The organism is Trinickia symbiotica, assembly GCF_002934455.1.
Taxonomy (GTDB): Bacteria; Pseudomonadota; Gammaproteobacteria; order Burkholderiales; family Burkholderiaceae; genus Trinickia; species Trinickia symbiotica.
The window spans coordinates 88,160-101,711 of sequence record NZ_PTIR01000003.1 but is presented as its reverse complement, the minus strand read 5'-3'; the positions used below and the strand labels follow the sequence as shown (position 1 = coordinate 101,711).

The window sequence follows — 13,552 nt, the reverse complement described above, 5'->3', positions numbered from 1 at the left end:
GCATGATCTCGATCACCTCAACCCTGCGCGGATGTTTCGGCCGGCGATTCCGCACGCTGCTCGGGGCTTCCCCCATTGCGCGCCAGCGCCTCATTGGAAGCAGGTGGCCAAACCCTGCATCGAGCACCGGGCTGCTCCCCGGGCGGCGGACTGGACGATGGCCAACCGTTGCGGTAGGGCTGGTAGCGCTGATGCTCGCGGGCTGCGCGGCGGGACCGGATTACGTGCCGCCTTTGATGCAGTCCGACGCTGCCTTCGTGCGGACACCTGTGGTGTTTCCACAGGCTGGGTCCGCGGATCCCACACAGCATGCGCAATCAGGGGCGGAGATCATCGATCGCTGGTGGACGTCGTTTCGCTCCGCGCAACTCGATGACACCGTCTCACTCGCCTTTGCGCAAAGCCCGACTCTCGACACCGCGCGCGCGACGCTAAAGGCGGCGCAAGAGGCGATCCTCGCGGCACGTGGCGGACTCTATCCGCAACTGGATCTAGCCGCGAGCGCCGAGCGCAGTCGTACGAGACTCGGCGGCGGGGCGGCCCATGCGGTCAGCAATCTGATCGCCATCGGCCCGACGGTCAGCTACGACATCGATTTCTTCGGTGGCGTGCGCCGGCAGGTGGAGGCGCAAACGGCCCTCGCGGAGTATCAGCACGATCAATTGGCCGCCACTTATCTGGCGCTGACCGGCAACACCGTCATCCAGGCGCTGACTGCCGCGAGCGCGCGGGAGCAGTTGCGGGCGGTCGACGACATCGTCGCCGTCGACCGGCGCAATCTCGAACTCGTCGGAATCGAGCGGCAAGTCGGCCGCGCGGCGCAAAGCGATGTGCTCGCCGCCCGCAGCCAGCTTGCAGCAGACCTCGCGCTTGCCCCACCGCTCGAACAACAGCTTGCCGCGGCCGATCATGCGCTTGCGATACTCGTTGGGAAGACGCCCGCGCAATGGCAAGCACCGCAGTTCGATTTCGATATGCTGGCGCTGCCGATCGACGTGCCGGTGATGCTGCCGTCCGCATGGCTGCTTGCCCGCCCGGACATTCGGGCGGCGCAAGCGCAACTGCATGCGGCAAGCGCTCAGATCGGGGTGGCGACGGCCCGCCTTTACCCGAACATCACGCTCACCGCGTCATGGGCACAAGTGGCCACATCGATGGGGCCGCTTTTCGAATCCGCCAACGGTCTTTGGAGCGTCGCGGCCGCCTTAACGGCGCCGCTCTTTCATGGCGGCGCGCTCAAAGCGCAGCAGCGCGAGGCCATCGATGTCTTCGACGCGCAATTGGGCGTCTACCGTCAGACGGTGCTCGAGGCGTTCGGGCAGGTCGCCGATACGTTGCGCGCACTGGAGCACGACGCCCAGGCGCTCGCGGCGGAGCGCGAAGCGTTCGACACCGCTCAGGCATCGCTTCGGCTCGTGCAGGAGAGCTACCGTATCGGCACGGCAACCTCGTTCGATATTCTTCAGGCGCAACGCCTTTATGCACAGGCACGCCTGGGCTATGCCAGGGCGAAAGGGCAGCGCTATGTTGACACGGCGCAGCTATTCGTGGCGATGGGGGGAGCGGCGCAAGCGTGGGCAGAGCGCGACAGTCCGGGTGGGAAGATGTCGGCGTCGGGTCGAACGCTCACATGCCCATCTGAACGTTCCTGTTGAAGGGCGAATCGAGAAGTTTTCCCTGCGCGCGGGCATGCGCGACGATCGACTCACGCGGTACCGATCAAGCTGCCATCACTTCGTGCTTCGGCGCGGCCGCCTCGACGCCACCGGGAACGAGCAACACCGGGCAGAACGACATCCGCACGAGCCGTTCGGCAACGCTGCCGAGCAGGAACCGCTTGACGCCGCGACGCCCATGCGTGCCCATGACGATGAGGTCGCAGCCGGTCGCGCGCGCTTCTTCGAGAATGCGCTCGGCGACGGTGCCGCCCGGCGCATCGGCTTCGACTACGCGCGCGGTACCCCTGACATTCTCGCTCTGCATCAGCGCTTGCGACTCGGCTTTCAGTTGTTCGCCTTGTTGTTGAAGTGCGTCGCGCACGATCGATGGATCGAAGCCCGGGGCTTCATAAGCCACGATTGGCACGTCGATGACGAATAGCGGTATCAGTTCGGCCCCCGTTTCGCGTGCGAGCGAAAGTGCGAAGCCGAGGGCGCGCTGCGCGGTTTCGCTGCCATCGATCGGCGCGAGGATGCGTTGGTACATGATCGATCCACCTGTGCGGGCGTTGAGAACGGCGCAACCGGAGCGCTGCGCTTGATTGCAGTGTAGGAGCGGCAGCTGTTTGCCAGGTTGACGCCAATCAACTGAGCGCGCTTCGAGATGCGCGTCCTTTTCGGCGCGCCGTACAGCGTGAGCGCGTGCAGGCCGCTCTGTAAAGATTCTCTGGCGAGATTCTTTGTTGATGGGCATCAACCGCCGCCATGCGGTCGCTTGTAATCATGCAGGCATGGAAAGCCTTTCGCCAATGAGGTGACACCATGTTCAAGAGAGCGCTATTCATCGTTCTATTGACGCTGCCAGGATCGTTCGTCGTTCTGGGCGTTGCCTGCGTTCACCCGTGGGTGAGAAGGGAACTCGTGCAACTGGCAGGTATATCGGGCCCGCTCGAACGCGTAGCAAGCGTATGTGCTGCTGCGAAGCGATGGACTAGAGCGGATGGAGACAGTCGTGCCTGACATCAGTCGATATCGGGCATCTGAATATCGTCTGGATTGACAGGAGAACAGGATGGTTGCTTGTGAGCTCGCCGTAGATCGTTGCCCGGGAATGCAGATGTTCGTCAAAGACATCATGCGCAAAGCGGTCTGTGTGGAGCCTGACGTGACGCTCGCCGTGGCTGCACGCAGATTGAAGGAACTCAATATCGGCTGTATGCCAGTCTGTTCCGGAACACAAGTACTCGGCATGTTGACGGATCGCGACATTGCCATGAGAGCGGTCGCGGACGGACGCAGCGCCGAGACGATGACCGTGCGCGAAGCCATGTCCGTCGGGGCGCTCTACTGCTTCGAGCACGATACGGTGCAGACCGCCGAAACGTTGATGAAGAATGCACATGTGAGGCGACTCGTCGTTCTCGATCATCGACGGCGCATAGCTGGCATCGTCTCGATCACCGACCTGAGCGGACAATCCTTCGCGGCGCCGTCCGTTCGAAATCGTCGCATCAGCAACGGCAGTCGGGAGTGACTGGCGTCATCATCCCTGAAACCGCGCATCTCCCGGCCGAAAGCGACACCCGAGCCGATATCTCGAACCCGGATGCACGAAACGTGCGAACGTCACTGCCGCGCCGGTCATCCACGTGCGTCTCACGAGCACGAGGCATGGCTCATCAAGGCTGATTTCGAGCAGCGTCGCTTCGGCGCGCGTCGGCAGGCAAGCATCGACGACGTGCTCGATCTCGTGCGCGGGCAGGGTCGCGGAGAGGTACTCCGATGGCTGCATCGCATTGAAGTCCTGCTCCAGGAAATCCGGCACGGCAGCTGGGTTCACATAGCGATCCTCGAGCCGCACCGGCACGCCATTCTCGCGATGAACGCCGATCAGATGAAACACGGATGAACTGGGCGGCAAGCCGAGCGCGTTCGAGACGGCGAGCGGCGCGCTCTCGCGTTGCGCGACCACAGTCTGGTAGTCATATTCATGACCCCGCGCGCGAATTTCCTCGCCGATATGCGCGATCATGAGCAGCGTCGACTGCGGCTTTGCCTCGGCCACGAAAGTGCCCACGCCCGAATGCCGCGTGATCCATCCTTCCCCGGTCAGCTCTCGCAGCGCGCGGTTGATCGTCATTCGCGAGACGCCGAGCGATTCGACGAGATCCAGCTCGGAGGGAATGCGGTCTCCGGGTTGCCAGGCACCCGATTCGATCTTTCCGCGAATGAAGCTTTTGACCCGCGCGTAGCGCGCCATCGGCATGTCGGACTCGCCTGCATTGTCCGCGGTGGGGGTGGGCTTCACCGACGTCGGTGCCGGCATGCCTGGTCTCCTCGCTCTTCGGGGTAGCGTGGCAGACATCATCAAGCGGGCTCGTCTTGCGCGCCCCGCGACCAGAACGCATTGCGATCGAAGTAGTTCTGCAGAAACTGGCGCAGGCGCGGATGCTTCGCGTCGTGGAATACTTCGCGCGGCTTGCCTTGCACCGCGATGCGCCCTTGATCGATGAACACGACCTTGTCCGCCACCTGCGCCGCAAAACCCATTTCGTGCGTGACGACGGCCATTGTCATGCCATCGCGCGCGAGCTGCTTCATCACCTGCAAAACTTCACCGACGAGCTCGGGATCGAGCGCCGAAGTCGGTTCATCGAAGAGCATGATGTGCGGCTCCATCGCGAGCGCGCGCGCGATCGCCACGCGCTGCTGTTGGCCGCCGGACAGCTTCGCCGGATAAGCATCGCCCTTGTGCGACAGGCCGACCGTCTCGAGCATCAGGTCGGCGCGCGCACGCGCCTCGTGGCGCGAGAACCGCCGCACGCGCAGCAGCGCCTCCATTACATTGTCGAGCGCGCTCATGTGAGGCCATAGATTGAACTGCTGAAACACCATGCCGATATTGCGCCGCACGCGATTGATCTCTGCGCTCGATGCGCGTACGCGCCGCCCGTGTCGCTCGCGGTATCCGAGCAGTTCGCCTTCGATGCGCACTTCGCCTTCATCATAGGTTTCGAGCCCGGCGAGACAGCGCAGCAGCGTGCTCTTGCCCGAGCCTGAAGGGCCGATCACGCAGACGACTTCCGACTTGCCGATGTCGAGATCGATGCCGCGCAGTACTTCGGTTTCGTTGAAGCGCTTATGCAAGCCGCGCACTTCCACGAGCGGCGCAACGGACGCATTCACGAAGATCGGCCCCTCGTTGACTTCGGAGGGAGAAAGCGGGGAATCGATCATGGCAGGCGAGTCCGATACGTTCAAGCAAGAAAGCGGGTCACGCGTGCTTCGACCCAGATCCCGGCGCGCGAGGCAAGCTCGACGAGCACGAGATAGCAGACGCACAGTGCAAGCAAGGTCTCGACGAATGCGAACGTCGCCGAACCGATGCCCGTCAGCACGAACGTCAGCTCCGGCACGGTGACGATGGAGAGCACTGCCGTTTCCTTGCTGAGCACGATGATGAGGTTGATCAACGCGGGCACGATCAGCACCAGCATCTGGGGAATCTGGATGCGCCGAACGGTCTGCCAGCGCGTGAGGCCGAGACACGACGCCGCTTCCAGATGGCCACGAGGCACCGCCCCGAAGCCCGAGCGGAAGGCCTCGGCGAAATACGCGCTGCCATAGAGCCCGAGGCCGAGAACGCCGGCGGTGAGCGGCTCGAGCGTAAGGCCGAACGAGGGCCCACCGTAATAGAGCAGAAAGAGCTGCACGAGAAACGGCGTGCCGCGAAAGAGCTCGATATAGACGCGCAGCGCGCCGCGCACCCATCGTCCGCAAAAGAGGTGCGCGAGCGCGATCAAGAAACCGATGACGATGCCGAGCGCGACACCGACCACCCACGTGCCGAGCGTCGTCGCGAATCCCGCGCCGATGGCGGGTAGATTGTGCGTGAGAATGGTGGGATCGAATTGCTGCATGTCGACCGTCTCAGGCGTGCTGCAAGCGTAATTCGGCGGCGTGCGCGGCAAATGAAAGCGCGCCGCAGATCACGAAGTAGATGAGGCCCGCCGCGGCATACGCTTCGAGCGGACGATAGCTGCTCGCTGCGATGTTTTGCGCGGTGCGCGTGATTTCGGCCACGCCCACGACGGAGATCAGCGACGACGCCTTGATGAGCAGCACCATCTCGTTGACCAGCGAGGGCAGCGTGAGCCGGAACGCCTGGGGCACCTGAATACGGCGCAACATGTCGAGCGGCGAAAGCCCCAGCATCTGCGCGGCTTCGAGCTGCCCCGGCGGAATACTCAGGAAGCCGCCGCGCAGGATTTCAGCAACATAGGAAGCCGAGCAGAGCGCCACCGTGCTGATGGCTGCGACGAGCGGCGGCACGTTGATGCCCACGAACGGCAGCAGGTAATACACGAGCAGCAGTTGCACGAGCATCGGCACGCCGCGGAAGAAGAATACGTAAGCGCCGCCCGCCATCTTCCATATCTTGATGGAAGATAGCCGCGCGCTACACACCGCAACCGCGACGAAGAAACCGATCAACAGGCCCGCGAGCGAAATGCCAACCGTGGCGAGCGCCGCGTGCAACAAGAGCGGCACGCCTTGAGCGAACACACTCAGGCTGAACATGGCATCGGTTTCCCTGAAAAAAATCCGGGAACGTGCTTCAGTAGTTCGGGACGGGCATCGTGGAAGGCACGTCCATCGCTACGCCGAACCACTTCTTCTGCAGCGTGGCGAGACGGCCGTCCTTGTTCAGCTTCACGAGGGCTGCGTTGAAAGCATCGAGGAGCGATTTGCTGTCCGCATCTTTGCGTAGGCAGTAGGCGAAGTACACCTTCGCGCCGAAGGGCGGCTGCACCACGGCGAACGTTTCGGGCCGCTGCTTGGCCACGTAGGCGATGTTGGTCATCGAGTTCGCCACGGCCACGATACGGCCGGCCGCCAGATCCGCATACGCCTGATTGTTGTCGATGTACTCACGCACTTCCGGCGGCTTCGGCAGCGTGGCGACGTAGGCCTTCAACTGATCGAGCTGCGCCGAACCCTTGCCGCCGCCCACCACCTTGCCCGATACATCAGATGATTGCTTGATGGTCGAATCGTTGGCGCGCTTGAGAAAGGCATCGGTGGCATCGGCGATGGGCAGCGTGTACGCATAGCGCTCCATGCGCGCCTTCGTCACCGTAAGCGGGCCGCCGACCATGTCGAACTTTCCCGCTTCGAGGCCGGGCAGCACGCTCGGCCACGGCAGGTCGATGAAGCGCACCTTTACACCGAGTTCCTTGCCGATCTCGGCGAACAGGTCTTTGTTGAAGCCTGCTTGCTGGCCGTTCTCCAAAAAGTCGAACGGCGCGAACTGCATTTCGGTGCCGACGACGAGCTCGCCTGCCTTCTTCACCTTCGCAAGCTGATCCTCAGCGTAGGCGCACGCACTCGCGGCACACAGCGCGACCATCAGTACATGTCGTTTCCAGCCTGCAAGCATCTTCATGAGACGTCTCCGGTGGCGCGCGAGAGGGCGCGGTGGTCGAGCGTTGGGCTCAGTATATACCGCGAAAATTTGCGTACGGGAACAAAAAAGCGATGCTCGGTTTCACTAATGCGGGCTCGTCCGCCGATCAATGAAAAGGCCGACAAAAACGCCTTGCATTGCAACTTGCATGTGCTGTTTTGGCGGTATATACAACGTAAGAAGCGTGCATGCCGCACGCCCCACCCGCGAGGAACCGCCGATGCCCGCTGCCCGAATTCCCGTGATCGACTTCGCCGGCGTGATCGAGGGCGATGCCGCCGCACTTGCGCGCGCGGGGCGTGAAATCCATCAGGCGTGCACCACGATCGGCTTTTTCTACATCGTGAACCACGGCGTGCCGCAAACCGTCATCGACGCGGCCGCCGAGGCGGCGCGCACGTTCTTCGCGTTTCCGGTGGAGACGAAGCGGCGCGCAACGGTAAATCAACGTCATCGCGGGTTCAACTCGCTCGGCGATGCGACCATGTATCAGGCGAAGAAGCCCGATTACAAGGAATTCTTCAGCATCGGCCTGGAACTGCCGGAAGACGATCCCGACGTGCTGGCGGGTCAGGCGCTGCGCGGGCCGAACAATTGGCCGGACTTCATGCCCGCGTTGCGCCCGGTGCTTTACGGCTATTACGAAGCGATCGGCGCATGCGGCGCGCATCTGCTGCGCGCCGTGGCGGCGAGCCTCGGCATCGACGAACAGTTTTTCGCGGCACGTTATGGCAAGCGCATGCAGCGCACGCAGATGGTCTACTATCCGCCGCAACCTCCACAGTCCGACGCCGACCAGTTCGGCGTCGCGCCGCACACGGACTACGGCTGTATCACGCTCCTGTGGCAGGACGACGTGGGCGGCCTGCAGGTGCGCGAAATCGCCAGCGACACATGGATCGATGCGCCGCCCATGCCGGGCAGCTTCGTGGTGAACGTAGGCGACTTGCTCGCGCGCTGGACGAACGATCGCTTCAGATCGACGTTGCATCGCGTCATCAACGCATCGGGCCGCGAACGCTATTCGATCGCGACGTTCTATGACCCGACTTACGACGCCGTCGTCGATCCGGTCGATCTCCGCACGCCTGCCGCCGAGTCGCGCTATGCGCCGGTCGCGGCAGGCGACTATATTCTCGGGCGCATCAACGACTCCATGGGCTACCGCAAGAAGCGCGCGGCAGAGCGGGGCACGGCTGCATGAGCGGTGCATCGTCAAAGACGCTCGAGCGCGTCATCGCCGCGCTGCGCGGCGCGCTCGGCGATGAGGCTGTGCGCACCGGTCAGGCGATACCCGAGCAGGCGATGACCGACTGGACCGGCCATGCGCCGATGCGTCCCGCGGCGCTGCTGCTGCCGTGCTCGACCGATGAGGTTGCGCGCTCGCTTGCCATCTGCAACGAAGCGGGTCAGCCCGTGGTGCCGCAAGGCGGCATGACCGGGCTTGCGGGCGGCGCGATCGCCCGTGCCGATGATATTGCGCTGTCGCTGGCGCGGTTCGCGGGCATCGACGAAATCGATCCGGCCTCCGCCACGATGATCGTGCGCGCGGGCACCACGCTGCAGGCCGCGCAGGACGCCGCGAGCGCGGCGGGTTTCGAACTCGGGCTCGATCTTGGCGCGCGCGGCTCGTGTCAGATCGGCGGCAACCTCGCGACGAATGCCGGCGGCAATCGCGTCATCCAGTCGGGGACGGCGCGCGATCAGGTGCTCGGTCTCGAAGTGGTGCTCGCGAGCGGCGCGGTACTGAGCTCCATGACCAAGATGACGAAGAACAACACGGGTTACGACCTGAAGCAGCTTTTCATCGGCTCGGAAGGGACGCTCGGCATCATCACGCGGGCCGTGCTGCGTCTGAATCCGCCGCGCGGGCGGCGCCATACGGCGCTCGTCGCGGTCGATGGTTACGATGCGGTGGTGAAGTTGTTGCGGTCCTTGTCCGCTCGGTTCGGCAACGACATCGGCGCGTTCGAGATCATGTGGCCGGACTTCTTCGATTTCGGCGTTGCCCTGACGGCGCACGCGCGCTCGCCGTTCCCGGCGGCGCACCCGCTCTATGCGCTGATCGAGCATGCCGGGCTCGATACGTTAGACGAGGGTGAAGCGTTCTTTGCCGTGCTGGCAGAGGCGCTCGATGCCGGCCTCGTGCGCGACGCGGTGCTGGCGCAGTCGGTCGCCGATGCACGCGCGCTTTGGGCCGTGCGCGAATGCACCGCCGAGTTTCCCGCGCGCATGGATCCGGTCAACTTCGACGTGAGCCTACCCATCGGTCTCATCGGCGAGTTCGTCGATGTGTGCCGCGCGGCGCTGGATAAGCGCTGGCCTTCGAACCGCAGCTACTTCTTCGGGCATATCGGCGACTCGAACCTGCATGTCACCGTGGACGGCCATTCGATTCCGGGCGTCGCGCACGACGACGTTTACGCCTTTGTCTACGAGATGCTCGCGCCGTATGGCGGATCGGTTTCGGCGGAGCATGGCATCGGATTGCTCAAGCGCGCCTACTTGCCGTTCTCGCGTTCGCCCGAAGAGCTTGCGGCCATGCGCGCGATCAAGGCGGCGCTCGATCCCAAGGGCATTCTCAATCCGGGCAAGGTGATCTGAGCTGCCGCATCCGAAAGCAGAGCCGCTTGCACGGCTCTGCGGGTTATGATTTTTGCCGCGGACGCAATCGTGCGCTACGCTCCGATCGGAAAAACTCTTTCGAACCGAGCCGCCAGAGATCGCACGAAAGGAAAGAGTATTGTTGCGGTATCTCGAGCGATGTCACTCAGCCGTATGCCAGGGCGTGAGCTTGCGCTGCAACGCGCGCAAGCCGAGTTCGAGCGAGAGCGCGATCATTCCTATCAGCAAGATGCCGGCGATCACGACATCGGTGACGAGAAAGCGCGAAGCCGAATACACCATGAACCCCAGCCCGCGCGTCGCCGCAATCAGTTCGGCCGCGACTAGCGTCGACCAGCCCGCACCCAGAGCGATACGCACACCCGTGAGAATTTCCGGCAATGCGCTCGGCAGTACGACAAACCAAAGCAGTTGCAGACGTGTTGCGCCGAACGTCGCCGCCGCAAGAAGACGGCTCTTCGTCACGCGGCTCGCGCCTGAAGCGGTGGCGATTGTCAGAGGGGCGAAGATCGTCAGGTAAATCAGCAGGACCTTCGAAAGCTCGCCAATGCCGAACCAGATCACCATCAACGGCAAGTAGGCGAGCGGTGGCACAGGCCGATAAAACTCGATGATGGGATCGAGGGCGCCACGCGCGATTCGACTGGTTGCGATGGCAATCCCTGCGGGAATTGCCGTGACGAGCGCGAGAAAGAACGCGAGCGCAATGCGTCCGAGACTGGCAAAAAGGTGCTGTGAAAGCGTCGCGTCGTCGAAGCCGTCGGTGTACAGCACGACTAGCTTTCTGAGCGTCACCTCGGGCGTTGGCAATAGCACGGGCGGCAGCCACTGCAAGTGACTTGCGGTCCACCACGCGCCAAGCAGTATCGCCACCGTCGCAGTTGTCGCGGCGTGTCCCGCATGAAAACGTGCCTCGGTGCGAGTTTGGTCGGCGCTCTCAGGCTCGTCGTTCCAGGGTTGTCCGGCCGGTGCCCCGGCAACTGGGGAGTTCGGAAAATGCATCGTCATGTCACGCTCCTTCGGTCTCGCGCACGAGTTGATCGAGCAGTTCCAGGTGGATCTGGATGAACGCGGGATCGCTGCGAATCGAGCGTAGTGATTCACCCTGCGCATAGCGTCGCGAAAAGTCGAGGCGATGGCGCGCAACCACGCGGCCTGGTCGAGGAGACAAGATCAGGAGTTCAGTGGCGAGCAGCACGGCCTCTTCGACGCTGTGCGTGATGAGAAATACGCCAGTGCTCGTCTTGTTCCAGACTTCGAGAAGCAGGCTCTGCATGCGCTCGCGCGTGAGGGCGTCAAGCGCACCAAGCGGCTCGTCCATCAGCAGAAATGCCGGGTCGGCGGCGAGCGCGCGCGCGAGCCCGACGCGCTGACGCATACCGCCCGAAATCTCGTTCAGGCGATGCTGCTCAAAACCGCCGAGCTTGACGAGTTCGAGTACTTCTGCCGCGCGCGCCACTCGTTCCGCACGACCCGCGCCGCGTAGCCGCAGGCCCAACGAAACATTCTCGATCACATTGAGCCAGGGCATCAGTGCGTCGTCCTGGAAGACGACGCCGCGGCTTGCATCAGGACCGGTGACAACCACGTCATCTTTCGCCACCGTCCCCGAGGTCGGCGTCTGGAAGCCCGCGAGCACGGAGAGCAAGGTGCTCTTTCCACAGCCCGACGCGCCCAACGCCACAACGATCTCGCCGCTGCGCACCGACACGGACACGTCCCGGAGCGCTGTCAGTGCACCACGGGCTGTTTCGTAGACTACGCTCACGTTTTGGGCTTTCAGTTCAGCCATGATTGGTTCCTTACCTGGGTGGCGTCGGGAGATGCGAGTCGCTCATTTGGTCGCCGTGACAAAACTGGAATTGATCGCAGTGCTGTAGTCCGGCAGTGTCTGGTCGATCTTCTTCTGCTCACGGAGAAAGTGCGCGGTCGCGGCAACCGCTTTGGCGGTGCCGCCGCCCAGAAGAGCGGACGAAGCCTGTTCCTTCGCGTCCGGGTATTGATTGCCGGCGAGCAATTGCGGCACGTCGGCCGCGCTCGCGCCGCTCAACTTGGCTATGGCCGCTACCTGACCCGACGCGCTTGTCCACGATCTTCCGTTCGCGCGGTAATCGGCGATCGAATGCAGTGTCACACCCACGAACTTCTTTACGAAATCGGCATGCGCCTGCGCGAAGTCCTTACGCACAACCCATAGGTCGAACGTGGGCGCGCCCCATTTGCCAACCTGCGTGGAATCGACGAGTACGTGTCCCGTTTCCTTGGCCTTGCCGAGTGCTGGATCCCACGTATACGCGGCGTCGATTTCCCCGCGCGTCCATGCAGCGATGATTTCCGTGGGGCCGAGATTGACGATGTGGACCTGGTCTGAACGGATGCCCCAATGCTGAAGCGCCGCGAGGAGGCTGTAATGCGAAGTCGAGACGAATGGAGTGGCAATCGTTTTGCCGATGAGATCCTGCGGCTTGTCGATATGCGCGCTGTTGCGCGCAACGAGCGCTTCCGAGCCACCCGTGATTGCGTTTAGCGCCACCGCCTCGACGGGAACGCCGCGGCTTACTGCCGCGGCGAACGGGCTGGAACCGACGTCGCCGATCTGGATGTCCCCGGACGCGAGGGCCGCTACGACATCGGCGCCGGTATCGAAACGCCGCCAGTTGATGGTCCAGCCCGTTGCCTTTTCGTAGGCAGCGCTTGCCTGAGCGAGCTTTGCAGGATCGGCGCCGTATTGATAGGCAATGTTGACGGTTTCCGCGTGTGCGGCGACGCCGTGAGAAATGAGTGTCGCCAAGGCCGCCTGGGCGGCAATGCCATGAAAGAGTCGTTTGATTGTCATTGTGGTATGTCGTTCCGGTCGGAATAAAGAGGTTATCGCTGAGGCCGATTACGGCTAACCAACGAAACATCAATTGCATATATGTATGGGCAATTAGAGAGAATTCGGGCAGACGTTCCCGGATATCGTGACGCACGTCGTCCGCCTGCACTGGTCTGTGCCGAGCTCAAGAAATGGTCGGCTGGGTCGATAAACCTGGCGTGACAGCAACGGTAGACCCGAGACACAACCACGAAAGGCTGCAGAGACGAGGTTGGCAAAGCGATGAGCATCGTCACCGCCGACATGGAACAACTGGACGTGTATACCCGTCGTCCAGATGGCATACTGCACGGCGTACTAACTGTGCAGGAAACGCATGAACCAAAAAATGAAGACGATCTCGATTGCTGTTCTCGCAACCGCGAGCTTGCTGTGTGCGAACGCACATGCCACCCGTAACGCTGGCGGTGTGGATGATGCCGAGGGGGCTTACGCCGTGTTGTTTCCGCTGGCGCAGGCGGTACCCAAGCCGCGATTGACGCCGGGCGTACTGAATCCCGATGTGACACAGGCGACGATACATTCTACGATTTGCGTGAAGGGCTATACGCGCACCATTCGGCCCGAGGAAGGTTACACGCGGCGCCTCAAGCGAGAGCAAATCGCCGCATACGGCTATACCGACCGACGGCTGCGTGACTATGAGGAAGACCACCTAGTGAGCCTCGAACTCGGCGGCTCGCCGACGGATCCGCGCAACCTTTGGCCCCAACCGCACCACGTCGTCGGAGGATGGGGCTCGTACGCAAAGGACCGCCTCGAAAACAAGCTGAAAAGTCTGGTATGCAAAGGGCGCCTGCCGCTGGCCGATGCGCAGAGCGCAATCGCGAGCGACTGGATCGGTGCGTACAAGCGGTTTGTCGGCCCGGCGGCGGACGACACACGCGAGCGCAGATACGGAGACTGACGCAAATTGCTGCTCGC

14 protein-coding genes are annotated in these 13,552 nt (G+C 62.9%); 5 read left to right on the top strand and 9 right to left on the bottom strand.

Going from position 1 to position 13,552, the window contains the following annotated elements:
• The first annotated feature begins 2 nt into the window (after window positions 1–2).
• On the top strand, window positions 3–1,655 hold the full coding sequence (locus tag B0G57_RS06630) for an efflux transporter outer membrane subunit (protein WP_102606889.1): 1,653 nt from the start codon (window positions 3–5) through the stop codon (window positions 1,653–1,655).
• A gap of 64 nt (window positions 1,656–1,719) precedes the next feature.
• Here the strand turns inward: B0G57_RS06630 and B0G57_RS06625 are convergent, their stop codons facing one another.
• Complete coding sequence (locus B0G57_RS06625) at window positions 1,720–2,205, bottom strand: universal stress protein (RefSeq protein ID WP_102606888.1); 486 nt, start codon at window positions 2,203–2,205, stop codon at window positions 1,720–1,722.
• 570 nt (window positions 2,206–2,775) lie between these two features.
• On the opposite strand from B0G57_RS06625, the gene B0G57_RS06615 reads away from it, so the two are divergent.
• Window positions 2,776–3,192 carry a CBS domain-containing protein gene (locus B0G57_RS06615; RefSeq protein WP_158256605.1) on the top strand — a complete coding sequence of 139 codons (417 nt, stop codon included), beginning with the start codon at window positions 2,776–2,778 and terminating at the stop codon, window positions 3,190–3,192.
• Window positions 3,193–3,201: 9 nt separating this feature from the next.
• Here the strand turns inward: B0G57_RS06615 and hutC are convergent, their stop codons facing one another.
• The 5 genes from hutC to B0G57_RS06590 are packed head-to-tail and all read right to left on the bottom strand — an operon-like array spanning window position 3,202 to window position 7,104.
• The gene (hutC, locus tag B0G57_RS06610) at window positions 3,202–4,023 is read right to left on the bottom strand and encodes a histidine utilization repressor (RefSeq protein WP_189595326.1); all 822 of its coding nucleotides are present in this window, start codon (window positions 4,021–4,023) and stop codon (window positions 3,202–3,204) included.
• 2 nt (window positions 4,024–4,025) lie between these two features.
• Entirely contained in the window at window positions 4,026–4,895 is an 870-nt protein-coding gene (locus tag B0G57_RS06605; RefSeq protein WP_102606885.1) for an amino acid ABC transporter ATP-binding protein, read from the bottom strand.
• Between the two features lie 20 nt (window positions 4,896–4,915).
• A complete protein-coding gene (locus B0G57_RS06600; RefSeq protein ID WP_102607088.1) occupies window positions 4,916–5,578 on the bottom strand; it encodes an amino acid ABC transporter permease in 663 nt (220 codons plus the stop codon).
• A gap of 10 nt (window positions 5,579–5,588) precedes the next feature.
• Window positions 5,589–6,239 (bottom strand): amino acid ABC transporter permease, encoded by a 651-nt coding sequence (locus B0G57_RS06595; RefSeq protein WP_102606884.1) that lies wholly within the window; start codon window positions 6,237–6,239, stop codon window positions 5,589–5,591.
• A 37-nt stretch (window positions 6,240–6,276) separates the two neighbouring features.
• A complete protein-coding gene (locus B0G57_RS06590; protein WP_102606883.1) occupies window positions 6,277–7,104 on the bottom strand; it encodes a transporter substrate-binding domain-containing protein in 828 nt (275 codons plus the stop codon).
• Window positions 7,105–7,345: 241 nt separating this feature from the next.
• On the opposite strand from B0G57_RS06590, the gene B0G57_RS06585 reads away from it, so the two are divergent.
• Window positions 7,346–8,329: an isopenicillin N synthase family dioxygenase gene (locus B0G57_RS06585; RefSeq protein ID WP_102606882.1), complete on the top strand. Its 984-nt coding sequence runs from the start codon at window positions 7,346–7,348 to the stop codon at window positions 8,327–8,329.
• On the top strand, window positions 8,326–9,729 hold the full coding sequence (locus B0G57_RS06580) for an FAD-binding oxidoreductase (protein WP_102606881.1): 1,404 nt from the start codon (window positions 8,326–8,328) through the stop codon (window positions 9,727–9,729). Before B0G57_RS06585 ends, B0G57_RS06580 begins: the two co-directional genes overlap by 4 nt.
• Window positions 9,730–9,891: 162 nt before the next feature.
• On the opposite strand, the gene tauC is transcribed toward B0G57_RS06580, so the two are convergent.
• From tauC to tauA, 3 genes are read right to left on the bottom strand one after another with little or no spacing between them, the layout of a single operon-like run.
• On the bottom strand, window positions 9,892–10,758 hold the full coding sequence (gene tauC / locus B0G57_RS06575; protein ID WP_223258626.1) for a taurine ABC transporter permease TauC: 867 nt from the start codon (window positions 10,756–10,758) through the stop codon (window positions 9,892–9,894).
• A gap of 1 nt (window position 10,759) precedes the next feature.
• Window positions 10,760–11,542 carry a taurine ABC transporter ATP-binding protein gene (locus B0G57_RS06570; RefSeq protein WP_102606880.1) on the bottom strand — a complete coding sequence of 261 codons (783 nt, stop codon included), beginning with the start codon at window positions 11,540–11,542 and terminating at the stop codon, window positions 10,760–10,762.
• 42 nt (window positions 11,543–11,584) lie between these two features.
• Window positions 11,585–12,586 carry a taurine ABC transporter substrate-binding protein gene (gene tauA, locus B0G57_RS06565; protein ID WP_102606879.1) on the bottom strand — a complete coding sequence of 334 codons (1,002 nt, stop codon included), beginning with the start codon at window positions 12,584–12,586 and terminating at the stop codon, window positions 11,585–11,587.
• A gap of 358 nt (window positions 12,587–12,944) precedes the next feature.
• Here tauA and B0G57_RS06560 point away from each other — a divergent pair, with 358 nt between their 5' ends.
• Window positions 12,945–13,535: a hypothetical protein gene (locus tag B0G57_RS06560; protein ID WP_223258625.1), complete on the top strand. Its 591-nt coding sequence runs from the start codon at window positions 12,945–12,947 to the stop codon at window positions 13,533–13,535.
• Window positions 13,536–13,552: the final 17 nt, after the last annotated feature.

Excerpts from the sequence above, each read along its gene's own strand:
- B0G57_RS06570 (WP_102606880.1), bottom strand. The coding sequence starts at position 11,542 with ATGGCTGAACTGAAAGCCCAAAACGTGAGCGTAGTCTACGAAACAGCC.
- hutC (WP_189595326.1), bottom strand. The coding sequence starts at position 4,023 with ATGTCTGCCACGCTACCCCGAAGAGCGAGGAGACCAGGCATGCCGGCA.
- tauA (WP_102606879.1), bottom strand. The coding sequence starts at position 12,586 with ATGACAATCAAACGACTCTTTCATGGCATTGCCGCCCAGGCGGCCTTG.
- B0G57_RS06625 (WP_102606888.1), bottom strand. The coding sequence starts at position 2,205 with ATGTACCAACGCATCCTCGCGCCGATCGATGGCAGCGAAACCGCGCAG.
- B0G57_RS06615 (WP_158256605.1), top strand. The coding sequence starts at position 2,776 with ATGTTCGTCAAAGACATCATGCGCAAAGCGGTCTGTGTGGAGCCTGAC.
- B0G57_RS06605 (WP_102606885.1), bottom strand. The coding sequence starts at position 4,895 with ATGATCGATTCCCCGCTTTCTCCCTCCGAAGTCAACGAGGGGCCGATC.
- B0G57_RS06560 (WP_223258625.1), top strand. The coding sequence starts at position 12,945 with ATGAACCAAAAAATGAAGACGATCTCGATTGCTGTTCTCGCAACCGCG.
- tauC (WP_223258626.1), bottom strand. The coding sequence starts at position 10,758 with ATGACGATGCATTTTCCGAACTCCCCAGTTGCCGGGGCACCGGCCGGA.
- B0G57_RS06585 (WP_102606882.1), top strand. The coding sequence starts at position 7,346 with ATGCCCGCTGCCCGAATTCCCGTGATCGACTTCGCCGGCGTGATCGAG.
- B0G57_RS06595 (WP_102606884.1), bottom strand. The coding sequence starts at position 6,239 with ATGTTCAGCCTGAGTGTGTTCGCTCAAGGCGTGCCGCTCTTGTTGCAC.
- B0G57_RS06600 (WP_102607088.1), bottom strand. The coding sequence starts at position 5,578 with ATGCAGCAATTCGATCCCACCATTCTCACGCACAATCTACCCGCCATC.
- B0G57_RS06590 (WP_102606883.1), bottom strand. The coding sequence starts at position 7,104 with ATGAAGATGCTTGCAGGCTGGAAACGACATGTACTGATGGTCGCGCTG.
- B0G57_RS06630 (WP_102606889.1), top strand. The coding sequence starts at position 3 with ATGATCTCGATCACCTCAACCCTGCGCGGATGTTTCGGCCGGCGATTC.
- B0G57_RS06580 (WP_102606881.1), top strand. The coding sequence starts at position 8,326 with ATGAGCGGTGCATCGTCAAAGACGCTCGAGCGCGTCATCGCCGCGCTG.